Below are 23683 nucleotides of genomic sequence, written 5' to 3'. Positions count from 1 at the left end.
AAATGTTCCGCGTGGGCATCCTGACCGTATCCGATAAGGGCTCGAGGGGGGAACGGGAGGACACCACCCACCTGGCCATCCGCGAGGCCCTAAAGGAAGGGCCCTTCGAGGTGGCGGCCTACGAGATCGTCCCCGACGAGCCTCCCCTGATCAAGAAGGTCATCCGGCTCTGGGCCGACCGGGAGGGCCTGGACCTCATCCTCACCAATGGGGGCACGGGCCTGGCCCCCCGGGACAAGACCCCCGAGGCCACCCGGGAGCTACTGGACAAGGAGGTGCCGGGCCTTGCCGAGCTCATGCGCCTCAAGGGCCTGGAGAAAACCCCCATGGCCGCCCTTTCCCGGGGCCTCGCGGGGGTAAGGGGAAAAAGCCTCATCCTGAACCTGCCAGGAAGCCCCAAGGGAGCCCGGGAATCCCTGGAGGCGGTGCTTCCCGTCCTGCCCCATGCCCTAAGCCTCATCACCGGCAAGGCCTGGCGGGAGGGGCACCATGAGTAGGGTTCCTGAAGCCTCGGTCTTCCTGGTGGTGGATGAGGCCAAGAGAAAGGCCCGGGAGAAGGGGATCCGCCTCATCGACCTCTCCATCGGCTCCACCGACCTCCTGCCCCCTTCCGAGCCCCTTCAGGCCCTGCGGGAAGCCCTTTCTGACCCCAGCACTTACGGCTACTGCCTGAAAAGCTGCACCCTTTCCTTTTTGGAGGAAGCCTCCCGCTGGTACCAAGGCCGCTACGGGGTACGCCTGGACCCCAGGCGGGAAGCCCTGGCCTTGATCGGCAGCCAGGAGGGCCTGGCCCACCTTCTTCTGGCCCTCACCGAGCCCCAAGACCTCCTCCTCCTGCCCGAGGTGGCCTACCCCAGCTACTTCGGTGCTGCCCGGGTGGCCTCCTTAAGGACCCACCTCATCCCCTTGCGGGAAGACGGCCTGGCGGATCTCTCCCAGGTGCCGGAAAGCATCTGGAAGGAAGCCAAGGTCCTCCTCCTCAACTACCCCAACAACCCCACGGGGGCCCTGGCGGACTGGGGCTACTTTGAGGAGGCCCTGGCCCTGGCGGAAAGGCATGGGCTTTGGCTGGTCCACGACAACCCCTATGTGGACCAGGTCTACCAGGGGGAGGCCCCCTCCCCCCTGGCCCTTCCCGGGGCCAAGGAACGGGTGGTGGAGCTCTTTAGCCTCTCCAAAAGCTACAACCTGGCAGGCTTCCGCCTGGGCTTCGCCCTGGGGAACGAGGAGGCCATAGCCCGGCTGGAAAGGGTGAAGGGAGTCGTGGACTTCAACCAGTATGCCGGAATCCTGCGCATGGGGATCGTCGCCCTCAAGACCCCTAGGGAGGTGACCCGGGGCTTCGCCCAGGTCTACCAAAAGCGGGCCCTGGGAATGGCGGAAGCTCTTAAGGGGGCCCTGGACCTCCTTCCCCCCAAGGCCACCATGTACCTCTGGGGGAAGCTTCCCCAGGGGGTGGATGACCTGGAGTTCACCCTAAGCCTGGTGGAGCGGGGCGTGGCCGTGGCCCCGGGGAGGGGGTTCGGCCCTGGGGGAAGGGGACACGTGCGGATCGCCCTGGTGCAACCCATGGAGATGCTACAAGAAGCCGCCCGCATCCTGCGGGAGGCCCTGGACTGATACCACCCCGGCTTAACCCAGTGGGGTGGTGTTACTGCCACCTTTCCTCCGGGGGAAGCCCCAAAAGGGCCCGCTTCACCTCCCCCACCAGGTAGAGGCTTCCCGCCACCACCACCCGGTTCTCCAGGGTGAAGGCCCTTTCCACGGCCTTTAAGGGTTCTTCCTCCACCAGGGCCCCCGGGAAGAGGGGGAGGAGGGCCCTGGGGTCCTGGCTTCTGGGAGAGGCGTAGCGGGTGAGGACCACCGGCCCTAACCCCTTAAGGGCCTCGGCCATGGCCCGGTGGTCCTTCTCCCGGCTGAAGCCCAGGACCAAGGCGGCAGGCAGAAGCCCGTGGAAGCGAAGGGCTTGCCGCAAGGCCCAGGCTCCTTCCGGGTTGTGGGCCCCATCCAGGAGGAGCTCCTTCCCCCCGGGCCAAGGAAGGCGCTCCAGCCGCCCCGGGTTCTCCGCCCGAAGGAGGCCCTTTTCCACTGCCTCCCAACCCGCCCCAAGGAGCCTTCCCGATACCGCCGCCAGGGCCAGGTTTTCCGCCTGGTGGGGGCCGAGAAGCCGCGTGCGGAAGGTCCTCTCCTCCCCCCGGATCCGCAGGCGGAAGGCCAGGCCCTCCCCCAAAGCCTCCACCCCGAGAAGGGAAAACTCCTCCCCCAAAACCCAAAGGGGGGTGCCCATAGCCCGGGCCCGCTCCAGAAGCTCCTCTAGCCCCTCCCCCCTGGCGGCGGTGAGGGCCGGCACCCCCTTGCGGAAGATCCCCGCCTTCTCCCGGGCCACATCCCTCAGGGTGGGGCCCAGGATCTCCAGGTGGTCGTGGCCGATGTTGGTCACCACGGAAAGCTGGGGCTCCGCGGCGTTGGTGGCGTCAAAGCGCCCCCCCAGCCCCACCTCGAGGACCGCAAACTCCACTCCCTCCCGGGCAAAGTGGAGAAGGGCGAGGGCGGTGGCCACCTCAAAGAAGGTGGCCTCCAGGGCTTCCGCCTGGGGACGGATCTCCTCCAGAAGGGAAAGAACCGCCTCCTGGCCTATGGGCTGGCCCTGGATGGCCACGCGCTCCCGGAAGTCCACCAGGTGGGGGCTGGTGTAAAGCCCCACCCTCAAGCCCGCCTCCTCCAGGATGGCCGCCAGGGCCCGGGCCACGGTCCCCTTACCGTTGGTTCCCCCAACGAGGGCCACAGGGTAAGCCTCCTGGGGATTCCCCAGGCGGGCAAGGAGAACCTGGATGCGCTCCAGCCCCGGCTTCACCCGGCCCTGCCGGGCATAAAGCCAAGCCAAGGGCTCCATCAAGATGGCCCTCCGGGCCGACCTAGCCCTTAAGGGCTGCCTTGCAGGTGGGGCAGAGGCCCTTGTAGGTGACCTCCACCTCCCTTACCTCCAGCTGGGGGTAAGCCTCCTGGACGGGGGTGAGGAGGTCGGGAAGATCCACCTCCAGGTCCACGATGGCCCCGCACCCCTGGCAGACCAGGTGCAGGTGGGGGTGCAGGTTGGCGTCGTAACGGGTGGCCTCCCCCGCCTTGGTGATGGGGATGAGGTAGCCCTCCTCCACCAGGGCCTCGAGGGTGCGGTAGATGGTCCCCAGGCTCACCTTGGGCACCACCTTGCGCACCTCCTGGTAGATCCAGGCGGCATCGGGGTGGTTGTGGGCCCTCTTCACCACCTCCAAAACAGCCTTACGCTGACGGGTCAAGCGCTTAAGCGCCATCTACCCCACTATACCCTAGGCCGGGGGAAAACTCCAGCAAACCTATCGGCTTTGGGCAAGAATCTCCCGCCCTCCCTGCTCCAACACGTCCTGGGCCAGCTCCAACCCCAGCTCCTCGGCCTCGGAGGCGTCGCCCTCGATCTCCGCCCGGATGAAGCTCTTGCCGTCGGGGGTGAGGACCATCCCCTCGAGGAGGAGGGTGCCGTCCTCCGCCACCTGGGCCAAGGCCCCCACCGGGGCCAGGCACCCGGCCCCAAGGCCCTTCAAAAAGGCCCGCTCCGCCCGTACCCGGTCGTGGGAAGGGTGGTGGTGAAGGGCATAGCAGAGCTCCTCCGCCAGATCGTCCCCCTGGCGCACCTCCAGGGCCAAGGCCCCTTGGCCAGGGGCAGGGAGCATCACCTCGGGCTCCAGGAACTGGTCGATGCGGTTGCGCAGATCCAGCCGGATGAGCCCCGCCGCCGCCAGGATGATCCCGTCATACTCCCCATTCCCCAAGGCAGCCAGCCGGGTGTCCACGTTGCCCCTCAGGTCCTTCACCACCAGGTCCGGGCGGTGGGCCAGAAGCTGGGCCTTGCGCCTTATGGAGCTCGTTCCCACCACAGCGCCTTCAGGGAGGTCCTCGAGGCGCTTATACACCTTGCCCAAGAAGGCGTCCCGGGGGTCCTGCCTGCGGGGTATGGCGGCGATCTTGAGCCCCAGGGGTTCCTCCGTGGGCAGGTCCTTCAGGGAGTGCACGGCGATGTCGATTTCCCGGGAAAGAAGTGCCTCCTGAAGCTCTTTAACGAAGATGGCCTGCTCCATGGGGTTCGCCCCCTGGTCCCCCCGGGTCTTGATGGTCTTCACCTTGAACTCCGCCTCGGGCCAGCTTTCCTTAAGACGCTCCACCACAAAGCGGGTCTGGGCCAGGGCCAAGGCGCTGCCCCGGGTTCCCACCACGATGACGCGCATACTTTCCCATACTACACGAGAACCCGGGGCCGGGCACCCCCTATTCCAAGGCCAGGCCTAAAGGATCCTCCAGAAGCTGGGCCAGATGGCGGCAGAAGCGGGCTGCCTCAGCCCCGTCTATAAGCCGGTGGTCGTAGGTGAGGCTGTAGGGCATGATAAGCCGGGGCTGGAAGGCTTCCTTCTCCGGATCCCACACCGGCTTCATCTGGGAACGGGAAACCCCCAAAATGGCCACCTCCGGCCAGTTCACGATGGGGGTGAATCCGGTGCCGCCAATCCCCCCCAGGTTGGAGAGGCTGAAGGTGCCTCCCTGCATCTCCTCCGGGGTGAGCTTCCGCTCCCGGGCCCGTTCGGAAACTTCCTGAAGCTCCTTGGCCAGGCGCAGAACCCCCTTTTGGTCCACATTCCGGATCACCGGCACCAGGAGGCCATGGGGGGTGTCCACCGCCACCCCGATGTGCACGTAATCCTTGTAGATGATCTCTCCCTTTTCCGCATCGATGGAGGCGTTGAACTTGGGGAAGGCCTTCAGGGTCAAGGCCAGGGCCTTGAGGAGGAAGGCGGTGAGGGTGAGCCGAAAGCCCCTTTCCTCCGCCCGCTTGGCGTAGCGCTTTCTTAAGCCCTCCAGCTCGGTGATGTCCGCCTCGTCAAAGTGGGTGACCATGGGCACCTGGGCCCAAGCCTGGGCCATGGCCCTCGAGGTGGCCTTGCGCACCCCGCTCATGGGCTCGGTGCGCACCGGACCCCAGCGGCTGAAATCGGGGAGCCTGGAAGTCGGGAGGGGGCTTATGGCCTCCGCCGGCAGGGAAGGGGGAACTTGGCCCGCGGCCCGCCTCACGTCCTCGGCGGTGATGCGCCCCGCAAGGCCTGTACCCCTCACCTGGCGGATGTCCACCCCGAGCTCCCGGGCCAGGCGCCGCACCGAGGGAGCGGCGGGGATGAGCCGGCCTTCCTCCTGCCCTGCCGGAGCCGGCGAAGGGCTGGGGGCTTTTGAAGGAGGTGCTGCCTGGACCTTCTCCTCCCTGGGTGGGGGGGGCACCTCCTGGGGCGAGGGAACCCCCACCTCCCCAGCCTCCAGCTCCAGGAAGGGTTGCCCGGGACGCACCTCATCCCCCACCTTCACCAGAACCCGCTTCACCACCCCGCCTGCCTCGGCGGGGACCTCCATCACCGCCTTGTCGGTTTCCAGCTCCAAGAGGGGGTCCCCCGGGGCCACCCGGTCCCCCTCCTTCACCAGCACCCCCACCACCGTGGCGGCGCTCACGTTATCGCCCAGTTCGGGAAGCTTCAGCTCCATCTTGCCCTCCAGAATACCCCCTTACCTCCTGTGGGGCGGGGTTTCCCAAAGCTCGAGCCCAAGCTCCTTCCGGGCCTTGGCCAGGGTCTTAGCCGGCACCTTACCCTCCTCGGCCAAAAGGGCAAGGGCCGCGTAGGCGATGTGCCGGGCATCCACCTCAAAGAAGTCCCTTAGGGCCTCCCGGGTATCCGAGCGGCCAAAGCCATCCGTGCCCAGGGCGCAGAAGGGCCGGTCCAGATACCCTCGTATGAGGTTGGGCAAGGCCTTGAGGTAGTCGCTGGCGGCCACCACGGGGCCCTCGTGACCCTCCAAAACCTCGGCCACATAGGGCTTGCGGGCCTTCCCCAAAAGCCTCCGCTCCCTTTCCGCCTCTATGGCATCCACGTAGAGGGCCTTGTAGCTGGTGGCGCTCCACACATCCGCCACCACCCCGTAGCCCTGAAGGAGCTCCTGGGCCTTCACCGCCTGGGGCAGGATGGGCCCCGAGCCCAGAAGCTGCACCCTGGGGCCCTCCCCCTCCCCCGGGCGGAAGAGGTAAAGGCCCTTGAGAATCCCCTCCTTCACCTTCTCCCTGGGCTCGGGCATGGGGGGGTGGGGGTAGTTCTCGTTCTCGATGGTGATGTAATAGAAGACATCCTCCCCCTGGGCGTACATGCGCCTGAGGCCGTCCTCGAGGATCACGGCGAACTCGTAGGCAAAGGCGGGGTCGTAGGCCATGAGGTTGGGGGCGGCCAGGGCGTAGATGTGGCTCTGCCCGTCCTGGTGCTGCAAACCCTCCCCCTCCAGGGTGGTCCGCCCGGCGGTGGCCCCAAGGAGGAAGCCCCGGGTACGCTGGTCGGCCGCCGCCCAGACCAGGTCCCCGATGCGCTGGAGGCCGAACATGGAGTAGGTGATGAGGAAGGGAATGGTGGGGATGCCCCAGTGGGCGTAGGCGGTACCGGCAGCGATGAAGTCCGCCATGGCCCCCGCCTCGGTGATGCCCTCCTCCAGGATCTGGCCCTCCTTGCTCTCCTTGTAGGCGGTGAGGGTGCCGGCGTCCACGGGGATGTAAAGCTGCCCCTGGGGGGAGTAGATGCCCACCTGGGCGATCAGGGCCTCCATGCCGAAGGTGCGGGCCTCGTCGGGCACGATGGGGACGATGAGCTTGCCGATCTTGGGATGCCGGAGGAGCTTAGCCAGGATGCGCACGAAGGCCATGGTGGTGGAGATCTCCCGCCCCCCCGTGCCCTCGTAGAACTCCTGGAAGAACTCCTCCCCCGGCACCTCAAGATAGCCTTCCGGCTGACCTAAGCCCCCGGTAAACCGCACCCGCCGCTCAGGGACAAAGCCCCCCAGGGCCTTCCTGCGCTCCAGGAGGTACCTCACCTCGGGGGAGTCCGGCCCCGGGTGGTAATAGGGAAGCTCGGAAAGCTTCTCCTCCGGGACGGGAATGCCCAAGAAGGCCCGGGCCTCCTTCAGGTCCTCCTCGGTGAGCTTCTTCACCTGGTGGGCCACGTTTTTGGCCATGGCCGTGGGCCCCATGCCGTAGCCCTTGATGGTGCGGGCCAGGATGACCACGGGGCTTCCCCGGTGCTCCACCGCCGCCTTGTAGGCGGCATGGATCTTCACCAGGTCGTGCCCACCCCGGCTTCGGGTGAGCTCATCCAGCTCCTCATCGCTCATGCCCTCGATGAGCCGCTTGAGCTCGGGGGTGTTGAAGAAGCGCTCCCTGAGCTCCTTGGCCCCGAAGGCGGCGTACCGCTGGGACTCCCCGTCCACTAGGGCCTCAAACCGCCTAAGAAGGTGGCCCTCCTTATCCTTGGCCAAAAGCCGGTCCCAGGCGGAGCCCCAGGCGATCTTGATCACCCGCCAGCCCGCACCCCTATAGAGCCTTTCCAGCTCCTGGATGATCTTGGAGTTGCCCCGCACCGGCCCATCCAGGCGCTGCAGGTTGGCGTTCACTACGAAGATGAGGTTATCCAGGTTCTCCCGGGCCGCCAGGTGCAAGGCCCCCACGGTTTCCGGCTCGTCGTGCTCCCCGTCCCCCAAGAAGGCCCAGACCTTGGCGCTGCTCCTGGGCTTCAGGCCCCGGTCCTCCAGGTAGCGCATGAAGCGGGCCTGGTAGATGGCCTGGATGGGGCCAAGGCCCATGGAAACCGTGGGGAACTCCCAGAAATCCGGCATCAACCAGGGATGGGGGTAGCTGGAAAGCCCCCGGCCTCCCGGCACTGGGGGGTGCACCTCCCGGCGGAAGTTCTCCAGGTCCGCCTCGCTTAGCCTTCCCTCCAGAAAGGCCCGGGCGTAGATGCCGGGGGAGGAGTGGCCCTGGAAAAAGACCAGGTCCCGGTCCAACCCCGCCTCGGGCCCGCGGAAGAAGTGGTTGAACCCCACTTCGTAAAGCTCGGCGATGGAGGCGTAGGTGGAGATATGTCCCCCGATCCCCTCCGCCTTCTTGTTGGCGCGGGTGACCATCATGGCCACGTTCCAGCGGAGGATGTTGACGATGCGCCTCTCCAGCTCGAGGTCCCCGGGATAAGGGGGTTCCTGTTCCTTAGGGATGGTGTTCAGGTAGGGAGTGGAGAGGCGGTTTGGAGGGGAGAAGCCCTGTAGATAAAGGAACTCGTCCAGAAGGCGCAAAAGCTCCTCCACCCTGGCGAAGCCTTCCACCCGGAGCACGTACTCCAAGGACTCCCGCCACTCCCGGTTTTCCTCCTCCCTGAACCGGGCCATTTCCTCTGGGGAAAGGGCCTCTAGGGCCTGCTTGAGCACATCCGCATTCACTGCCGTCAACCTCCCCCCTTTTGCGCAAAACTACACTACACCGACTCCTCATCCCAGTCTGGGGCAGATGGAGCCCTTTGTCCAATAGAAAAGCCTGGGTCGTGGTGATAAGCTAACCTTATCATGGACCTGCGCCGCCTGCGGCTTTTCCTTCTTCTGGCCGAGGAGAAGAACTTCCACCGGGCGGCGGAGAAGGCCTACCTCTCCCAGCCCGCCCTTTCCCAGCAGATCCAGGCCCTGGAGCAGGAACTCGGGGTGAAGCTCCTGGAACGCAGGCCCTTCCGCCTCACCCCGGCGGGGGAGGTGCTGGTGCGGGAGGGCCGACAACTTTTGCAGGAGGTGGAGGCCTTAAAGGCCCGGGTGCGGCGGGCCAATCGGGAAGAACTCCGCTTCGGGGTTCCGGAAAACCTCCTTCCCGACCTCATGCCCCTTTTGGACCACCTGCGCCGGGGCTTGGGCCAGCCGGTGGAAATCCTGGAAATGCACACCCCTGAGCAGGTAAAGGCCCTCAAGGAGGGCCAGCTGGACTACGGCCTGGCGGGGCTTCGGGTGGAGGACCCCATCATCGGCCAAGAACCCCTCCTACAGGTGCCCATCGTGGTGGCCCTGCCCGAGGGGCATCCCCTGGCCTCGAGGGAACGGGTTCCCCTCAAGGCCCTCAAGGAGGAACCCTTTCTCCTTCTCCCCAAGGAAACCCTGCCCCCCCTTTACGAGGCCTTCATGGAGGTGTTCCGCCGGGCGGGTTTCACGCCCCGGGTAGCCCGGGAGGTGGCCCGGTTTTCCCAAGCGGTGAGCCTGGTGGCCGCCGGGGTAGGGGTCTACCTCACCCTGGCCCCTTACCGGGTCTTTCCCCATCCCGGGGTGGTGCTCAAGCCCCTGGAGGAGGAGGCCGCCTTACAGGTCTCTCTCATCTACCGCCTCACTCCCCCACCGCCCAGGCTTCTGGAGGTGCGGGAACTCCTCAAAGCCCTGGTCTTCTAGGCCTGCAGGCCAGGGGCATCCGCCTCCCCCCAGGCCAGCTCCACCAGGCCGATAAGCTCCTCCACCGGCAGGCCGTAGTCGCGGGAAAGGCGCGTGATCTCGTGCCCCAGCCTTCTCAGATGGGCCAGCTGGGAGGGGCTGGCCTCCCGCGCCAGGTCCAAAAGCCAGGAAAGAAGGGTTTCCGCTTCCTCATCGGTGAGGCCGTCGGTGAGGGCCTCATCCTCCAGAAAGAGTGCCGCCGGGTCTTCCCTCATCGCCTCCTTAGTATCTCCTCTTGCCGCACAAAACCCAACCTGCGGACCAGGGCCTCGAGGTAAGCGGGATCCTTGGCCGCCTTCACCTCGGCCTCGAGGCGGGCCACCCGGGCCTCCGCCTGGCGCAGGGCTTCCTCCAGCCTGGCCCGCTCCCGGGCGAGCTCATACGCCCTGACCCCCTCCTGCCCCAAAAGGAAAAGGGCATGGGCCAAACCCAGGGCGAAGACCAGGTGCAGGATGCGGTAGATGGGCCGGTCCAAGATGGGTTCATTATACCGCGGACAATCCGTGGCCTTGGACAAGGGTATGGCATAATGGAAGAGCCTGGAACTTTACCTAACCTTGGGGAACACTCCCTGAGAAAAACCCTTCCCAAAAGGGGAGGGAAAGTCTATACCACCTTTTACCCAATTTGGGTGTTGCATTTGCACATGGTCTGTGTATACTGGAATTGAAAGGAAGGAGGAGCTATGCCAAGGATGAGGGAAAAGGAAAACTACCGGGCGCGGCTAAAGGCGGTTGGGCTCAGGCACACCCTGCCCCGCGAGCGGATCCTAAGCTACCTGGATCGCAAGAACGTCCACCCCACCCCCGAGGAGCTCTACAACGGCCTTAAGAAGCGGGGCTACGACATCGGCCTTTCCACCGTATACCTGAACCTCCACGTCCTGCGGGAGCATGGCCTCATCTACGAGTTCCGCGACCCCAAGGGCCTGACCCGCTACGACGGCTACAACGAGCCCCACGTGCACCTGGTCTGCACCTCCTGTGGGAAGGTGGAGGACCTTCTCTTGAAGAACCTGCCGGAGCTGGACCTCTCCCAGGCACAGAAGGCCGCCGCCGAGAAGTCTGGCTGGGCTCTGGAGAACTTCCGGCTGGAGTTCCGGGGGCTTTGCCCCAACTGCCAGGAGTAAGGGTTCGATAGGCTTCCACCCTGCCCGGAGGCAGGGTGGGGCTTTTTAACGTTCGCTCAGCCCTTGGGCCACTTTGAGGACCGTCCTCACCCCAAACCCCGTGCCCCCTTCAGGACCTAAGGCGTGAGCCTTTTTGGCAAAGGCCGGCCCGGCGATATCCAGGTGCACCAACGGCACCGAAACGAACTCCGTCAGGAAAAGGGCCGCGGTGATGGCCCCGCCATTCCGGTCCCCCACGTTCTTAAGATCGGCCACGGGGCTTTTCAGCTTCTCCCGGTAGGCCCTCTCCAGGGGCAGGGGCCAGACCTTCTCCCCCGCCTTCTTCGCCGCCTCCTCCACCCGCTTCCCCCAGGTTTCCTCCGTGGCGAACAGGGCAGCCACCTCCTCCCCCAGGGCCACCACCGCCGAGCCCGTGAGGGTGGAGAGCTCCAGGATCCGCTTGGCCCCCTGGCGTTCCGCATAGGCCAGGGCATCCGCCAGGGTGAGCCTTCCTTCGGCGTCGGTGTTCATCACCTCCACCGTCTTCCCGGAAAGGGTCTTGAGCACATCCCCAAGCCGGTAGGCCCGGCCCGAAACCATGTTCTCGCAGGCGGCGATGTAGCCCCGGATCTCCACGGGAAGGCCCAGGAGGGCGGCGCTCTTCATGGCCCCGAGGACCGCCGCCCCTCCCGCCATGTCCCCCTTCATGGTGGCCATGCCCTCCGTGGGCTTGAGGGAGTAGCCCCCGGAGTCAAAGGTGAGCCCCTTGCCCACCAGGTCCAGCCTCTCCCGGGCGCCTTCGGGAGCGTAGCGCAGGGCGATGAAACGGGGGGGGTTCTCCGACCCCTGGGCCACCGCCAGGAAGGCCCCCATGCCCAAAGCCTGGATGGCCTCCTCGTCCAGAACCTCCGCCTCTACCCCGAAGGCCTTAAGGGAAAGGGCCGCCTCCGCCAGGGCCTCCGGGGTGAGGACGTTGGGAGGCTCGTTCACCAGGTCCCGGGCCCAAAAGACTCCTTCCGCCACCTTCTGGGCCCTCTCCAACTCCTCCGGCCTAGCCCCGGAAAGCTGGATGGCCACGGGCTTTTCCTCCCTGGAGCCCCTGTAGCGGTCAAAGCGGTAAGCCCCCAAGAGAATCCCTTCCGCCAGGGGGTAGGCCTCGAGGGCCTCCACCAGGACCTCGGGGAAGGATAGCTTCCCAAGAGCCTGGGCCAACCTTCCCCCCGTGGCCCGGGGATCCTCGTCCAAGCCGAAGAGGAGGAAATGCCCCTCGAGGGAGGAAAGCAAGAGGTTCTCCCCCGCCTCCCCCTTGAACCCCGCCCCGGCCATGGCCCGCCTTAGAAGCCCTCCTAGCCGGGCGTCCAGGGCCTCCCCTTGGGGGGTAAGCTCCCCCTGCTTAACCCACACCACCTTCAAAGGAGCCTTCCCCTCCGCCAACGTGGCCTCTACAGCATGCAAGGTGATCACGCCTGGAAGATACCACACCCCCGTGGCAGAATGGGAGGGATGCGGCTTCTTTTGCTCGCCAAGCAGGTGGCCCTGGGGGGTTCGGCGGCCCTCGAGGGGGTGATGATGAAGGCTCCCTGGGCCTGGGCCCTGGCGGTGCGCCTTCCCGACGGCCAAATCCACGTGGAGCGCCACGAGGAGCCCGCCCTAAGCCAGCGCTACCCCTGGGCCAAGCTCCCCCTGATTCGGGGGGTGGTGGCCCTCTGGGATGCCCTTTCCATAAGCTATCGGGCCCTGGCCCGCAGCGCCGAGCTGGTGGGGGGCGAAGAGGAAATGCCCAAGGGGGCCCTGTGGGGCACGGTGGCGGTGAGCCTCCTTCTGGGCATCGCCCTCTTCATCGTGCTGCCCGGATTCCTGGCCGGCCTCCTCCTGGATGCCGCCCGCTTCCCCCTCCTCTACAACCTCCTGGCCGGCCTCCTCAAGGTGGGCATCCTGGTGGGCTACCTCCGCTTCATCGGACGCCTGCCGGAGATCAAGCGCTTCTTCATGTACCACGGGGCGGAGCACAAGGCCATCCACGCCTTTGAAAAGGGGCTTCCCCTCACCGTGGAAAACGTCATGGCCCAACCCCGCTTCCACCCCCGGTGCGGCACCACCTTCATCGCCTTCGTCATCGTGGTTTCCATCTTGGTCTACAGCTTTATTCCCGCCCCGGAGGTGCTTTGGTGGCGGCTACTGGCCCGGGTCCTCTTCCTGCCAGTGGTGGCGGCCTTGGCCTTTGAGCTCCTCTACTTCTCCGCCCGGCACAACGATCCCGTTTCCCTGTTCTTGAGGGAGCTTGGCTTCCGCTTCCAGGCCCTCACCGTGGCCGAGCCCACCCCGGAGATGGCGGAGGTGGCCATAAGGAGCACGGAGGCCGCCCTGGGCGAACGGGTGGTGGCATGAGCAAGAAGGTTCTGGTAGCCATGTCCGGGGGCGTGGACTCCTCCGTCTCCGCCTACCTCCTGAAGGAGGCGGGGTACGAGGTGGTGGGGGCCATGATGCGCTTCTGGCCCGAGGAGCCCCCAAGGCCCACCCTGGATATCCCCCACAAGGAGCGGGCCTGGGAAAGCTGCTGCACCCCCGAGGCCGCCTACGAGGCCCGCAGGGTGGCGGAGATCCTGGATATCCCCTTCTATCTCTTGGACTACCGGGAGACCTTTGAGGAGGAGATCATCCAGCCCTTCCTGAAGGACTACGCCCAAGGCCGCACCCCCAACCCCTGTGCCCGCTGCAACACCTTCGTCAAGTTCGGGGCCCTCCTCAAGCAGGCCCGGCGCCTGGGCCTGGACTATGTGGCCACGGGGCACTACGTGCGCCGGGAAGGGGAAAGCCTGCTCCGGGGAATAGACCCCCTGAAGGACCAGAGCTACTTCCTCTGGGGAACCCCCAAGGAGGCCCTTCCCCACCTCCTCTTCCCCGTGGGGGGGATGACCAAAGCTGAGGTGCGGGCCCTGGCGGAAAGGGCCGGGCTTCCCACCGCCAGGAAGCCGGAAAGCCAGAACCTCTGCTTCGTGGCCGGGGACCTGAGGGAGTTCCTGAGGGAAAGGCTCAAGGTCCGCCCCGGTCCCCTGGTGGACGCCCTCACCGGGGAGGTGGTGGGAGAACACCAAGGGGCAAGCCTCTACACCATCGGCCAGCGAAAGGGCCTCGGCCTGTTCAAGCCCCACCTGGAGCGGTACGTGGTGGGCGTGGACCCTCTGGCCAACGTGGTCTACGTGGGGCCAAGGGAGGCTACCCTTTGGCTTGGGCTTGAGGGGGAGGAGGCCAACCTCCTGGCCGAGCTTCCCGAGGAGGTGGAGGTCCAGGTGCGCTACCGCACCCCTCCCGTAAGGGCCAAGGTGGAGTCCTTAAACCCCTTGCGCCTTCGCTTCACCACCCCGGTCTTCGCCGTGACCCCAGGGCAAAGCGCCGTGTTCTACCAGGGGGAGAGGCTTTTGGGGGGCGCGGTGATCCGCCAGGGGCTTTACAACCTGGCGGGCCTCGAGGGGAAGCCCCAGGCAAATGCCTTGACCTTCTCCTGACAAAGGGCTGCCAAAGTACGGGTGGGAGGTTTAGGATGCGACGGCTAACGGCAACGGTTTTGGGAGCATTGGCACTAGCGGCTTCAGCATGGGCGCAAGAAGTGATCACCCTGGTTGGGGCAGGGGCCACCTTCCCCTACCCCCTGATGGCCAAGTACGGGGACGAGTACACCCGGCTCACCGGGGGCAAGGTGCGCATCAACTACCAGTCCATCGGCTCCGGCGGGGGTATCCGGCAGTTCCTGGAGCAGACGGTCCACTTCGGCGCCAGCGACGCCCCCCTGAGCGACCAGGTTATGAAGGATGTACGCACCCGCTTTAAGAGCAACGCCCTTAACATTGGCTATGCCCTCGGGGCTGTGGTCCCCGTGTACAACCTACCCGGAATACGGGAAACCCTTCGGTTCACGGGCCCCGTCCTGGCGGACATCTACCTGGGCAAGATCAAGACCTGGAACGACCCCGCTCTGCAGGGTCTCAACCCTAACGTGAAGCTTCCTCCCCTGCCCATCACCGTGGTGCACCGCTCCGACGGCTCCGGCACCACCTACGTCTGGGTGGACTACCTTTCCAAGGTTTCCCCCGAGTGGGCCAGCAAGGTGGGGCGGGGCACCAGCGTCCAGTGGCCCGTGGGCGTGGGAGGCAAGGGCAACGAGGGCGTGGCCGGGGTGGTCAAACAGACCCCTGGCGCCATCGGCTACGTGGAGGTCACCTACGCCAAGCAGAACAACCTGAGCTACGGGGCGGTGCAGAACAAGTCGGGACGGTTCATCCTGGCGGACCTCCCCAGCATCAAGGCTGCCGCCAACGTGCCCCTTCCCGGGGATATGCGGGTTTCCATCACCGACACCTCCGAGCCAAGCGGCTATCCCATCGCCAGCTTCACCTACCTCCTCCTTTACGAGGACCTCTCCGCCAACAAGGCGGTGAAGAGCGAGGCTGAGGCCCGGGCCCTGGTGGAGTTCGTGAAGTGGATCCTCACCGATGGGCAGAAGTACAACGAGCCCCTCACCTATGGGGCCCTGGCCTCCGTGCCCCAACAGCGGGCCCTGGCCCTCCTTTCCCGGGTCACCTACCAGGGCAAGCCCATCGGCAAAGAGATCACGGGGCGCTAGAACACCTCTGCCCCAGGGGTGGCCTTTTCCCGGGCCACCCCTTATCTTGAAAAGGGGTTGCCCATGAAGCGGCTGTACACCCATTCTGGCGACCGGATCTTTGCCTGGGCTCTCCTTCTCCTGGCCCTGGGCGTGGTGGCCTTGGCCCTGCTCATGGCCTACGAGCTCTACCAAGGGGGAAGCCTGGCCCTGAAGCGCTTCGGGCTTTTGGGGTTTGCCCTGGGTAGGGAGTGGGACCCCGTCATCCAGAAGTCCTTCGGCGCCTGGCCCTACATCTTGGGCACGGTGATCGTGAGCCTCTCGGCTCTTTTGCTCTCCTTTTTCCCCGCCCTGGCCGCGGCCATCTTCGCCGCCGAGTATGCCCCCAGGTGGCTCGCCCAGGTGATCAACTTTCTCCTGGACCTCATGGCCGCGGTACCCAGCGTGGTCTACGGCCTTTGGGGCATCTTCGTTCTGGCCCCATGGATCCGGGACCAGGTGCAGCTTCCCTTTTACATGTGGGCGGCGGAGCATGCGCCCTGGCTGGCTTCCATCTTGGGGGTGCCCACGGGATACGGGTTGATGACCGCCGTGTTGATCTTGGCCTCCATGATCGTCCCCTACACTGCCGCCTTAGCCCGGGATGCCATCGCCCTGGTACCCAAGGAGCATCGGGAGGCCGCCTACGCCTTGGGGGCCACCCGCTGGGAAGTGATGCGCATGGCCATCCTTCCCCTGGCCCGGGGCGGGATCATCGCCGGGGCCTTTTTGGCCCTAGCCCGGGCGGTGGGGGAGACCATGGCGGTCACCATGGTCATTGGCAACTCCCACAAGCTCCCCTACACCCTCTTTGGCGGGGCGGCCACCATGCCCAGCGTGATCGCCAATGAGTTCACCGAGGCCGTGGAGGACCTCCACCTTTCCGCCTTGATCGCCGTGGGCTTCCTTCTCTTCTGGGTTTCCATGGCGGTGAACTTCGCGGCGGCCTACGTCCTCCGGCGCCAGGAGCGCCTGGTCAAAGGGGTGCTGTGATGCTTCCTGCCAGCAGCCTGCGGAGCCTGGAAAAAAACCTGGCCCTTAAAGCCCGCTACCGCAAGGAGCGGTTCATGATGGCCCTGGTGGGCCTGGGTACGGGGCTTGCCTTCCTCATCCTGCTTTTGGTGCTGGCCTACGCCTTAACCCAAGGGGCAGGCGCCCTTAACCTGGATTTCTTCCTTAAGGACATGCGGCCCCCCGGCGAAACCGGAGGGGGGCTCAGGCAAGCCATCGTGGGTACCTTGATCGTGGACGGGCTGGGACTTCTCATCGCCCTGCCCTTTGGTCTGGCCGCCGGAATCCTCCTGGCAGAGTATCCTGACCATCCGGTGAACCCGTACCTCCGCCTCCTCTCCGACACCTTAAACGGCATGCCCGCCATCCTCTTTGGGCTTTTGGCCTTCATCCTCATCGTAAAGCCCATGGGGGGGTTTTCGGGCCTCTCGGGAGCCTTCGCCTTGGGCTTCCTCATGATCCCCATCCTGGCCCGGAGCACCGAGGGCGTCCTCGCCCTGGTGCCCAAGGAGATCCGTGAAGCTGGGCTCGCTCTGGGGCTTCCCCGCTGGCGGGTGATCCTTTCCCTGGTCCTGCCCACAGCCCGGGCCGGGCTCATCACGGGAGTTCTTCTGGCCTTCGCCCGGGCGGCGGGGGAAGCAGCACCCCTCCTCTTCACCGCCTTTGGCAGTCCCCTCTTGGAGCTAAACCCCCTTAAGCCCATGGACACCCTTCCCCTGCGGCTTTTCGCCTTTGCCATCAGCCCCTACGAGGACTGGCACCGCCAGGCCTGGGCTGCGGGGCTGGTGCTCTTTGGGCTCATCACCCTGACGAGCCTGCTGGCCCGCTGGGCCTCGAGGAGGAGGTTCTAGATGCTACCGGAAACCAAGGAAACCGTGGGCACCCACATGGAATCCAAAGGGCTAGTGGTCCGCTACGGAAACCGGGTGGGCGTGGGGGTCGGGGGCGGGGTAAACCTCCCCATCTACCGCCACCGGATCACCGCCCTCATCGGGCCCTCCGGATGCGGCAAGACCACATTTCTAAGGGCCCTAAACCGCATGCATGACCTCACCCCCATCGCCCGGGTGGATGGGGAGGTCCTCCTGGACGGGGAAAACATCTATGCCCCCGGGGTGGACCCGGTTCTGGTGCGGAGGCGGGTGGGGATGGTCTTCCAAAAACCCACGGCCTTCCCCACCATGTCCATCTACGACAACGTGGCGGCGGGGCTTAAGCTGGTGGGCATAAGGGACAAGCGCCGCCTGGACGAGGCGGTGGAAAGGGCCCTGCGGGGCGCTGCCCTGTGGGACGAGGTCAAGGATCGCCTGCGCACCCCGGCGAGCGGCCTTTCCGGAGGACAGCAACAACGCCTCACCATCGCCCGGGCCCTGGCGGTGGAGCCGGAAGTCCTGCTTATGGACGAGCCCACCGCCAGCCTGGATCCCATCTCCACCCAGGCCATAGAGGACCTCCTCCTCTCCCTGAAGGAGCAGGTGACCATCGTCATCGTGACCCACAACATGCAACAGGCCGCCCGGGTTTCCGACTACACCGCCTTCTTCCTCAACGGGGAGATGGTGGAGTTCGGCCCCACCGAGTCCATCTTCACCAAACCGAAGGACCCCCGCACCGAGGCCTACATCACCGGCCGCTTCGGATAAACTCTAGGGCATGTCCCCTGTAGGCCTCCTCTTCCTGACCCTTTTCAACAGCATCCTGGGGCTTTCCATCCTCTTCCCCATCCTGGGGCCTTTGGGCCGGGAGCTTGGGCTCACCGAGGTCCAGGTGGGCCTTTTCTCCACTGGCTACGCCCTCATGCAGTTCCTCCTTTCGCCCTTCTGGGGGAGGCTGAGCGAGAAGGGCAGGAAGCCCATCCTCCTCCTGGGCATCCTGGGCTTTGCCGTGAGTTTCCTCCTCTTTGGCCTCTTTGCCCTCTTGGGCCAAAGGGGTTTGGTCTCCGCGAGCCTCCTCTTCCCCCTCCTCCTCCTGGCCCGGCTTCTTGGCGGGGCCTTCAGCTCCGCCACCCTACCCACCGCCCAAGCCTACGTGGCCGATATCACCGGGCGGGAGAACCGCACCGCGGGCATGGCCCTCTTGGGGGCCGCCTTCGGCCTGGCGGTCATCCTGGGGCCCGCCTTGGGGGCGGGGCTTGCCGCATGGTTTGGCCTCCTGGCCCCGGTGTTCTTCTCCTCCGGCATCGCCTTCCTCAACGCCCTCTTCGTGGCCCTGGTCTTGCCGGAATCCAGGCCCCAGGGATCGCAGGAGGCGGGGCACCTTTCCCCCTGGGATGGACGGGTTTTTCCCCTTCTCCTCCTGGGGTTCTCCCTGAACCTTTCCGGGGTGGCCCTCGAGCAGACCATCGCCTTCTACTTCCAAGACCGCCTCGGGCTTTCGGGGGTGGAAACCGCCAGAAGCGTGGGGCTTGCCCTGGTGCTTTACGGCTTTGTGGCAGTCTTCATCCAGGGTTTCCTGGTTCGGCGCTTCTCCTGGCCGCCTAGGACCCTCCTCCTCCTTGGGCTACCCGTGGGCATCCTGGGCTTTCTCCTTTTGGTGGTGGCCCAAGGCTTTCCCCTTTTGGCCCTGGGCCTAGCCCTGCAGGGGGCGGGGGCGGCCCTGGCGGGGCCGGGGGTTACCGCCGCCCTCTCCCTGGCCGTGGGAGAAGGGGAACAAGGCCTGGTGGCGGGCTTGAGCGCCTCCGCCCAGGCCCTGGGTAGGATGCTCGGGCCTGTTCTGGGTACTGGCCTCTACCGGCTTTCCCATGAGGCCCCCTACCTCCTGGGGGCTACCCTCCTCCTCATGGCCCTCCTCACCCTTCCCTTCCTCTTTCGCCGGGCAAGGATCTAGATGCAACTCCTCGTCTTCCGCCAGAGGAACTTCCGCAACCTGGCCTTCTCGGCCTTCCAACCCCCTCAGGGCCTTTTCGCCCTGGTGGGAGGGAACGCCCAGGGGAAGACCAGCCTACTCCTCGGCATCCACCTGGCCCTTGGAGGCGAGGTCCGGGCCTCCTTGGCCGATCTGATCCGTTTCGGGGAGGAGGAAGCCTGGCTGCAGGCGGAGGTGGAAACCGAGCTGGGTCTATACCGGATCGAGCAACGGCTGAGGCCGGAGGGAAGGGAAATCGTGCTGAACGAGAAGGCGGTGAGCCTAAGGGCCCTACACGAGCTTCCGGGCTCGGTCCTGGTCCTGCCTGAGGACGTGGAGGTGGTGCTGGGAAGCCGGGAGGAGAGGCGGGCCTTTCTGGATCGCCTGATCGGGCGCTTCTCCCGCCGGTACGCCGCCCTCCTTTCCGCTTACGAAAAGGCTCTACGCCAGCGAAACGCCCTTTTGAAGGCCGGGGGGAACGGGCTTTCCGTATGGGATCAGGAGCTGGCCCGCTACGGCACGGAGATCATGGCCTTCCGAAGGCGCTTCTTAAAGCGGTTCTTGCCCATATTCCAATCCGTCCACCGGAGCCTGGCCCCGGGGGAGGTGGGGCTTCTTCTGGAGGAAACTTCCCCGGGGGATCTCGTCGAGGCCCTAAGGGCCCGGAGGGAGGAGGAGCTGGCCCGGGGGCAGACCCTGGTGGGCCCCCACCGCGACGACCTGGTCTTCCTGCTTTCAGGCCGGCCGGTCCACCGCTTCGGAAGCCGGGGGGAAGCCAAAGGGGTGGCCCTGGCCCTGCGCCTGGCCGAGCACCGCCTGCTTTCCGAGCACCATGGGGAAGCCCCCCTTCTCCTGGTGGACGAGTGGAGCGAGGAGCTGGACGAGGGCAAACGGCAGGCGGTTCTGGCCTACACCCGCACCCTACCCCAGGCCATCCTGGCGGGGCTTTGGGCCCCCGAGGGGGTCCCGGTATGCTGGGTGGAAGGAGGGGTGGTCCTATGCTGACCCTCCCGGGAGGGTGGGCATGCCCTGGCGGCTTAAGGAGGTGATCCCCGAGGCCCTCAAGAAGGCCGGGGGGAAGGAAAAGCTGAAGCGGGGTCTGGTGCTGGCCGCCTGGCGGGAGGTGGTGGGCAGGGAGCTTGCCCAGCTCAGCGAGCCCCTGGCCCTCGAGGAGGGTACCCTCACCGTGCGCGTGGCGGACCCCGTCACCGCCCACCAGCTCACCTATAGCCGCCTGGCCCTTTTGCGACGCTACGAGGAGCGGTTTCCAGGGGTGGTGAAGGAGATCCGCTTTGTGGTGGGGCCCCTGGAGAAGGAGCCAGAGGCCCCCAAAACCCCGGAAAACCCCGAGCGCCTCCTATGGGCAAGCCGCCGGGCCCTGGAGCTGGCGGAAAAAGCCCCCCTGGAGCTACGGGAAAAGGTAGCCCGGGCCGCCCTGGCCCTTTTGCAAAAGGATCGGGGCGAGCCCTGCCCCATCTGCGGAAGCCCTAGCCCCAAGCATCCCTGCCCCACCTGCCGCCGCCTTCTGGAAAGCCCCTGGGTGCGCAAGGAGGCGGAGCGCCTCAAGCGGGGCCGGCCCACGGGCCTCGAGGGGGAAGCCCTCTTGGTGGCTCGGCACCTGGCCAGACAATCTCTTCTAAGCGAGATGGAAGCCCTTTACCCCCAGGCCTTACGGGACGAATCCCTTCGTCCCCTTCTCCGGGACCTGGCCCAGCGCTTCCGGACCCTCTTTCCCGGGGAAACCCTCCCCGAGGCAGTGCGGAGCCTCCTCTCCAAGGAAGCCTAAACCCCATCAAATAAGCCCCTAAAGCACCTTCCCCCCTCGCTAGCGTGGGGGAGGTTTTGCGTTACTGTCGTGGTGGGTGGCAGAGGATTTGAACCTCTGACCTCTCGCATGTGAGTGATCCTCCCCTCATCTCACCCCCAGCTAGCTTTGATATTTGACAGATGGTAGTAGGCAGTAGAAAGACATTGATGCCCCGTGAGTGTCCTTCGTAAGTGGCCCAGATATGGGACCGTTCCGGTGGGATAGGGGTAAACAAAGGCCAAGACAAAAGTGCTGTGTGAAACAGAATTTACCGGGCCTCTACCCTTGCCGGACGGCAAGGGGAAGGTTCTACCGAAGGATATTCTGGTCACTTTGCCAGTTAGCCCTTTCGAAGGGGACAACAAACGCTGAATTCGGAGCTAGGGTGCGAGACACCTAGACAGACCTTGGAGCTGGCCCGTAGGGCCTCACACGGAGGAGAAGGCCAAAGTATGGAAGATTGAGGGCACACACCCCTCCTCCACAGCGTCACCTCCTTCGCTGTTTTATGTTTAAGGCGAGGCAGCACGATCTGCCAGAAGAGCCAAGCGATTGGCTTCCAAAGTCCAGGGCTCCCCACGCAGACCGCCGTAGTAGCCTAGCACCTTCAGCCCAGCTTGGGCAAATAGCTCCAACAGTTCAGCAAGCGTGAACACTCGTAGAGAAAGAGTATACTCCTTGCGCTCCGCTCCTTTCAGTACGATCCAGCGCGACTCAATCCGATTGCGCGCGAAATCCATTGCGCTCTCCTCGAGCACGAAAAAGCCGGGATACTCGTGCCAATTGCGCGGGCGAAAGTTCTTGATGAGCCAGTCGCGGTTGATCAACTCTAATAGAAAGCGCCCGCCGGGCTTCAAGCTCTTGTGTACTTCTTTGAGCACCTGCAGATGGTCTTTATCGCGCTCGAAGTACCCGAAGCTTGTGAATACATTAATAACTGCGTCGAACTCATTTTCAAAGGGAATGGCGCGCATGTCGCCGCCGACGAACTCTATCTGCAATCCCTGCTCTTGGGCTTTGGCGCGCGCTTGTTCAAGATACACGTCACAGCTATCTAACCCTACGACGCGAAAGCCTCGCTTGGCTAAGGGGATAGCAAAGCGTCCCGGGCCACAAGCTAAATCTAAAATCTTTGCGCCAGGCTGAAGCCCTAGCAACAATACTAACGAATCACAGCTTTGATCGGCCCGCTGCCAGGCCTCTCCGTGGAACATGATCTGACCCGTTGTCTCGTCGAAGAACTTCTGCCACCATTCTTGCTCCAAGTCCTTGTGCCTCCTTCCGAGCTCATCTTAGAAACTGTTGTAAAAGTCTGGTATCCTTGCAGGGTGAAGACTCTCCGCCCATCTTACCCCAGCGATCTTCGAACCCGAGAAGCTCCCAGGTTTGCCCGGCATCCACGGTTCGATACAGACCCCAGCCGCGCAGGCCACAGGCGGCATAGGCCGTCTTCGAATCCTGCGGGTGCACAGCGATCCCGCGCACGGCATTCCCTTCGATGCCCCGACCGACCAAGGCAAGCTCCTCCCCCCGTGCGTGGAAGACGTACATCCCATCCCCAGTGCCGACATAGAGCAGACACGGATCCTTCATGGTGAGCTCCTCCTTTCGGTGCCAGGCGATTCTAGCACACCGTCCGGTCATGCACAGGAGTCCGTGGAGGGAAAGCAAGCCTGGGCCCAGGTCACCAGGGGCCCACATCCCCCACCATCCACTGCGCCTGCCCTGCCTCGATGGCCTGAAGGACACCCGCCGAGATCTCTTGATGCGTGAGCCAGCGCATGGACCCGCCTGATCTCCGTGCCCCCAGAACCACCTGGTGATACCTCAGGTTGGGGTGCGGCTCGAGTCCCTGGGACAAGCTGTCCGCCAGCTGCTTGGGATCCGTCCGGGCACTTCCCACCACGTGAAAGAAGCGCAAGGGATGGCCCATCCGGGCCAGCACAGCCGCGAGCCGAAGGGCCAGGTGATCCTCATGGATCCAGGCCACCACGAGTTCAGGGGGCTCCGTAGCCCCAATATGACGCTCGATCTCGGCCAGGAACCGGTCCGGGACGTTCCAGTCCAAGGCCAGCATGTGATGGACACAGCCCGTCCTGGCCAGTTCCGCGTCCAGGCTCAACAGTGAACGCTGGGTTCGAGCAACGGAGGTCAGGCGCCCCGAGCGGGAGGCTAAGGCCACCGAGGCTTCCCGCAGCATGCCGGTTCCACCGACAACCAGGGTGTGGGCAAACTCGCGTGAGGTAACCATGTCACGATCCTTCCTCGAGCAGCCGAGGGCATCCATTCCCCGCTTACATTTCGCGGGAAGCGCTCAGCGGTATGGGGCTCGGCTGAGCTTTCCCCCATCCCCGGTGCTTCCCCTAGGGGCTTGCCCCCCTTACCTCCCCACCCTGGGGCTGGATCAGGCGATCCATGGGGTGGCTCTCAGTTGCGGCCAGAGGGGGCAGGTGTACTGAAGCCTTTCCCCATCGGTAAGGGCCAACCCCCAGGCGAGTCCTGGGGGTTGCCTGTGAGGGGGTGTGTCAGAGGTTACCCTCGAACCCTAGCCCTGCATGCTATGCTGTTCGGCGGGAGCGGGAGCTCCCAATAAGTCCTCGGAGGCGAAGAAGCCTGCCCTGCAGTTGGGCGCCTGGGGCAGGTGGAGCCGGTGGCGCAACCGGCCGAGGGTGAACAAAGGTTCTTCCTTCCCTGTAGCCAAACCCTTGCCGGCCAGGTGCCCAGCCTGGCCCTAAGGCTTTTAGGGCGTTCGGAGGCGACGAGCCGTGGGACCCAAGATGGGCGCCAGGGGACACGGGGAGCCAGTGGCGCAACCGGCCGAACGCGAGGGTTGCATCTCACCGCAGCTGTCCGCACCCCCTCTCGGGAATGCCTGCCAGGGGGTGGGTATGGGGCCAAGTGCGTCGGAGCCCCTCACCGGGAAGGAGCCCCTCACCGG

Annotated in this window: 23 protein-coding genes, 1 tRNA gene and 1 riboswitch; of the genes, 13 read left to right on the top strand and 11 right to left on the bottom strand. The window is 65.2% G+C overall.

Translation table 11 applies throughout. The features are described 5' to 3' along the window. Positions 1–2 precede the first annotated feature (2 nt). The gene (locus KQ693_RS03215) at positions 3–497 is read left to right on the top strand and encodes a MogA/MoaB family molybdenum cofactor biosynthesis protein (protein ID WP_015716064.1); all 495 of its coding nucleotides are present in this window, start codon (positions 3–5) and stop codon (positions 495–497) included. After that, a complete protein-coding gene (locus tag KQ693_RS03210) occupies positions 490–1620 on the top strand; it encodes an aminotransferase class I/II-fold pyridoxal phosphate-dependent enzyme (protein WP_219760266.1) in 1131 nt (376 codons plus the stop codon). Before KQ693_RS03215 ends, KQ693_RS03210 begins: the two co-directional genes overlap by 8 nt. Positions 1621–1651: 31 nt before the next feature. On the opposite strand, the gene KQ693_RS03205 is transcribed toward KQ693_RS03210, so the two are convergent. Genes KQ693_RS03205 through aceE form a run of 5 tightly spaced genes read right to left on the bottom strand, consistent with a single transcriptional unit; the run spans position 1652 to position 8265 of the window. After that, positions 1652–2893 carry a bifunctional folylpolyglutamate synthase/dihydrofolate synthase gene (locus KQ693_RS03205; protein ID WP_267261908.1) on the bottom strand — a complete coding sequence of 414 codons (1242 nt, stop codon included), beginning with the start codon at positions 2891–2893 and terminating at the stop codon, positions 1652–1654. A gap of 22 nt (positions 2894–2915) precedes the next feature. Then, entirely contained in the window at positions 2916–3311 is a 396-nt protein-coding gene (gene perR, locus KQ693_RS03200; protein WP_015716061.1) for a manganese-dependent transcriptional regulator PerR, read from the bottom strand. A 42-nt stretch (positions 3312–3353) separates the two neighbouring features. Next, complete coding sequence (hemC, locus tag KQ693_RS03195; protein WP_267261907.1) at positions 3354–4259, bottom strand: hydroxymethylbilane synthase; 906 nt, start codon at positions 4257–4259, stop codon at positions 3354–3356. A gap of 40 nt (positions 4260–4299) precedes the next feature. Then, entirely contained in the window at positions 4300–5556 is a 1257-nt protein-coding gene (locus KQ693_RS03190; protein ID WP_267261906.1) for a 2-oxo acid dehydrogenase subunit E2, read from the bottom strand. A gap of 21 nt (positions 5557–5577) precedes the next feature. Next, positions 5578–8265: a pyruvate dehydrogenase (acetyl-transferring), homodimeric type gene (gene aceE, locus KQ693_RS03185; protein WP_267262349.1), complete on the bottom strand. Its 2688-nt coding sequence runs from the start codon at positions 8263–8265 to the stop codon at positions 5578–5580. Between the two features lie 174 nt (positions 8266–8439). Between aceE and KQ693_RS03180 the strand changes: the two genes are divergently transcribed. Beyond that, complete coding sequence (locus tag KQ693_RS03180; RefSeq protein ID WP_267261905.1) at positions 8440–9297, top strand: LysR family transcriptional regulator; 858 nt, start codon at positions 8440–8442, stop codon at positions 9295–9297. Here KQ693_RS03180 and KQ693_RS03175 read toward each other — a convergent pair. Both KQ693_RS03175 and KQ693_RS03170 read right to left on the bottom strand, forming a co-directional pair. Next, entirely contained in the window at positions 9294–9551 is a 258-nt protein-coding gene (locus tag KQ693_RS03175; RefSeq protein ID WP_015716056.1) for a hypothetical protein, read from the bottom strand. The two genes, KQ693_RS03180 and KQ693_RS03175, sit on opposite strands and share 4 nt — an antisense overlap. Next, a complete protein-coding gene (locus tag KQ693_RS03170) occupies positions 9548–9811 on the bottom strand; it encodes an FtsB family cell division protein (protein ID WP_219760258.1) in 264 nt (87 codons plus the stop codon). Before KQ693_RS03170 ends, KQ693_RS03175 begins: the two co-directional genes overlap by 4 nt. Before the next feature lie 210 nt (positions 9812–10021). On the opposite strand from KQ693_RS03170, the gene KQ693_RS03165 reads away from it, so the two are divergent. After that, a complete protein-coding gene (locus tag KQ693_RS03165; RefSeq protein ID WP_015716054.1) occupies positions 10022–10465 on the top strand; it encodes a Fur family transcriptional regulator in 444 nt (147 codons plus the stop codon). A 45-nt stretch (positions 10466–10510) separates the two neighbouring features. Here the strand turns inward: KQ693_RS03165 and KQ693_RS03160 are convergent, their stop codons facing one another. Then, positions 10511–11908, bottom strand: coding sequence for a leucyl aminopeptidase (locus KQ693_RS03160; RefSeq protein ID WP_267261904.1), 1398 nt, complete (start codon positions 11906–11908; stop codon positions 10511–10513). 39 nt (positions 11909–11947) lie between these two features. Between KQ693_RS03160 and KQ693_RS03155 the strand changes: the two genes are divergently transcribed. The 9 genes from KQ693_RS03155 to KQ693_RS03115 all read left to right on the top strand — a co-directional run bounded on the left by KQ693_RS03155 (position 11948) and on the right by KQ693_RS03115 (position 20724). After that, positions 11948–12832 (top strand): DUF1385 domain-containing protein, encoded by an 885-nt coding sequence (locus tag KQ693_RS03155; RefSeq protein ID WP_219760255.1) that lies wholly within the window; start codon positions 11948–11950, stop codon positions 12830–12832. Continuing rightward, the gene (gene mnmA, locus KQ693_RS03150) at positions 12829–13950 is read left to right on the top strand and encodes a tRNA 2-thiouridine(34) synthase MnmA (RefSeq protein WP_219760254.1); all 1122 of its coding nucleotides are present in this window, start codon (positions 12829–12831) and stop codon (positions 13948–13950) included. Before KQ693_RS03155 ends, mnmA begins: the two co-directional genes overlap by 4 nt. Before the next feature lie 101 nt (positions 13951–14051). Beyond that, positions 14052–15065: a phosphate ABC transporter substrate-binding protein PstS gene (gene pstS, locus KQ693_RS03145; RefSeq protein ID WP_267261903.1), complete on the top strand. Its 1014-nt coding sequence runs from the start codon at positions 14052–14054 to the stop codon at positions 15063–15065. A 63-nt stretch (positions 15066–15128) separates the two neighbouring features. Continuing rightward, positions 15129–16076 (top strand): phosphate ABC transporter permease subunit PstC, encoded by a 948-nt coding sequence (pstC, locus tag KQ693_RS03140; RefSeq protein WP_246584429.1) that lies wholly within the window; start codon positions 15129–15131, stop codon positions 16074–16076. Next, on the top strand, positions 16076–16945 hold the full coding sequence (gene pstA, locus KQ693_RS03135) for a phosphate ABC transporter permease PstA (RefSeq protein WP_219760249.1): 870 nt from the start codon (positions 16076–16078) through the stop codon (positions 16943–16945). The genes pstC and pstA overlap by 1 nt, the downstream gene beginning before the upstream one ends. Then, entirely contained in the window at positions 16946–17737 is a 792-nt protein-coding gene (gene pstB, locus KQ693_RS03130) for a phosphate ABC transporter ATP-binding protein PstB (RefSeq protein WP_267261902.1), read from the top strand. It begins immediately after the preceding gene. A gap of 10 nt (positions 17738–17747) precedes the next feature. Further along, a complete protein-coding gene (locus KQ693_RS03125) occupies positions 17748–18920 on the top strand; it encodes an MFS transporter (RefSeq protein WP_219760248.1) in 1173 nt (390 codons plus the stop codon). Next, a complete protein-coding gene (gene recF / locus KQ693_RS03120; RefSeq protein WP_267261901.1) occupies positions 18921–19943 on the top strand; it encodes a DNA replication/repair protein RecF in 1023 nt (340 codons plus the stop codon). 19 nt (positions 19944–19962) lie between these two features. Further along, positions 19963–20724 carry a DciA family protein gene (locus KQ693_RS03115; RefSeq protein ID WP_267261900.1) on the top strand — a complete coding sequence of 254 codons (762 nt, stop codon included), beginning with the start codon at positions 19963–19965 and terminating at the stop codon, positions 20722–20724. Between the two features lie 70 nt (positions 20725–20794). On the opposite strand, the gene KQ693_RS03110 is transcribed toward KQ693_RS03115, so the two are convergent. From KQ693_RS03110 to KQ693_RS03100, 3 genes are all read right to left on the bottom strand, one after another. After that, positions 20795–20861 (bottom strand) — tRNA-OTHER (locus KQ693_RS03110). Between the two features lie 396 nt (positions 20862–21257). Next, positions 21258–22010 (bottom strand): class I SAM-dependent methyltransferase, encoded by a 753-nt coding sequence (locus KQ693_RS03105; protein WP_219760243.1) that lies wholly within the window; start codon positions 22008–22010, stop codon positions 21258–21260. Between the two features lie 419 nt (positions 22011–22429). Next, positions 22430–22867 (bottom strand): Rossmann-fold NAD(P)-binding domain-containing protein, encoded by a 438-nt coding sequence (locus tag KQ693_RS03100; RefSeq protein ID WP_267261899.1) that lies wholly within the window; start codon positions 22865–22867, stop codon positions 22430–22432. Between the two features lie 468 nt (positions 22868–23335). Further along, positions 23336–23419, top strand: a riboswitch (cyclic di-GMP riboswitch). Positions 23420–23683: the final 264 nt, after the last annotated feature.

The sequence above is a fragment of the Thermus brevis genome, assembly GCF_026427635.1.
GTDB classification, from domain to species: Bacteria; Deinococcota; Deinococci; order Deinococcales; family Thermaceae; genus Thermus; species Thermus antranikianii.
Note: the sequence above shows the minus strand (reverse complement) of the source record. Positions and strands in the feature narration are given on the sequence as shown.

Bases quoted from the DNA above. Each gene is read 5' to 3' on its own strand.
- KQ693_RS03155 (WP_219760255.1), top strand. From the start codon at position 11,948: ATGCGGCTTCTTTTGCTCGCCAAGCAGGTGGCCCTGGGGGGTTCGGCG.
- pstA (WP_219760249.1), top strand. From the start codon at position 16,076: ATGCTTCCTGCCAGCAGCCTGCGGAGCCTGGAAAAAAACCTGGCCCTT.
- KQ693_RS03210 (WP_219760266.1), top strand. From the start codon at position 490: ATGAGTAGGGTTCCTGAAGCCTCGGTCTTCCTGGTGGTGGATGAGGCC.
- KQ693_RS03125 (WP_219760248.1), top strand. From the start codon at position 17,748: ATGTCCCCTGTAGGCCTCCTCTTCCTGACCCTTTTCAACAGCATCCTG.
- KQ693_RS03205 (WP_267261908.1), bottom strand. From the start codon at position 2,893: ATGGAGCCCTTGGCTTGGCTTTATGCCCGGCAGGGCCGGGTGAAGCCG.
- KQ693_RS03215 (WP_015716064.1), top strand. From the start codon at position 3: ATGTTCCGCGTGGGCATCCTGACCGTATCCGATAAGGGCTCGAGGGGG.
- hemC (WP_267261907.1), bottom strand. From the start codon at position 4,259: ATGCGCGTCATCGTGGTGGGAACCCGGGGCAGCGCCTTGGCCCTGGCC.
- recF (WP_267261901.1), top strand. From the start codon at position 18,921: ATGCAACTCCTCGTCTTCCGCCAGAGGAACTTCCGCAACCTGGCCTTC.
- KQ693_RS03180 (WP_267261905.1), top strand. From the start codon at position 8,440: ATGGACCTGCGCCGCCTGCGGCTTTTCCTTCTTCTGGCCGAGGAGAAG.
- mnmA (WP_219760254.1), top strand. From the start codon at position 12,829: ATGAGCAAGAAGGTTCTGGTAGCCATGTCCGGGGGCGTGGACTCCTCC.
- pstB (WP_267261902.1), top strand. From the start codon at position 16,946: ATGCTACCGGAAACCAAGGAAACCGTGGGCACCCACATGGAATCCAAA.
- KQ693_RS03115 (WP_267261900.1), top strand. From the start codon at position 19,963: ATGCCCTGGCGGCTTAAGGAGGTGATCCCCGAGGCCCTCAAGAAGGCC.
- aceE (WP_267262349.1), bottom strand. From the start codon at position 8,265: ATGGCCCGGTTCAGGGAGGAGGAAAACCGGGAGTGGCGGGAGTCCTTG.
- KQ693_RS03165 (WP_015716054.1), top strand. From the start codon at position 10,022: ATGCCAAGGATGAGGGAAAAGGAAAACTACCGGGCGCGGCTAAAGGCG.
- KQ693_RS03190 (WP_267261906.1), bottom strand. From the start codon at position 5,556: ATGGAGCTGAAGCTTCCCGAACTGGGCGATAACGTGAGCGCCGCCACG.
- KQ693_RS03175 (WP_015716056.1), bottom strand. From the start codon at position 9,551: ATGAGGGAAGACCCGGCGGCACTCTTTCTGGAGGATGAGGCCCTCACC.
- perR (WP_015716061.1), bottom strand. From the start codon at position 3,311: ATGGCGCTTAAGCGCTTGACCCGTCAGCGTAAGGCTGTTTTGGAGGTG.
- pstC (WP_246584429.1), top strand. From the start codon at position 15,129: ATGAAGCGGCTGTACACCCATTCTGGCGACCGGATCTTTGCCTGGGCT.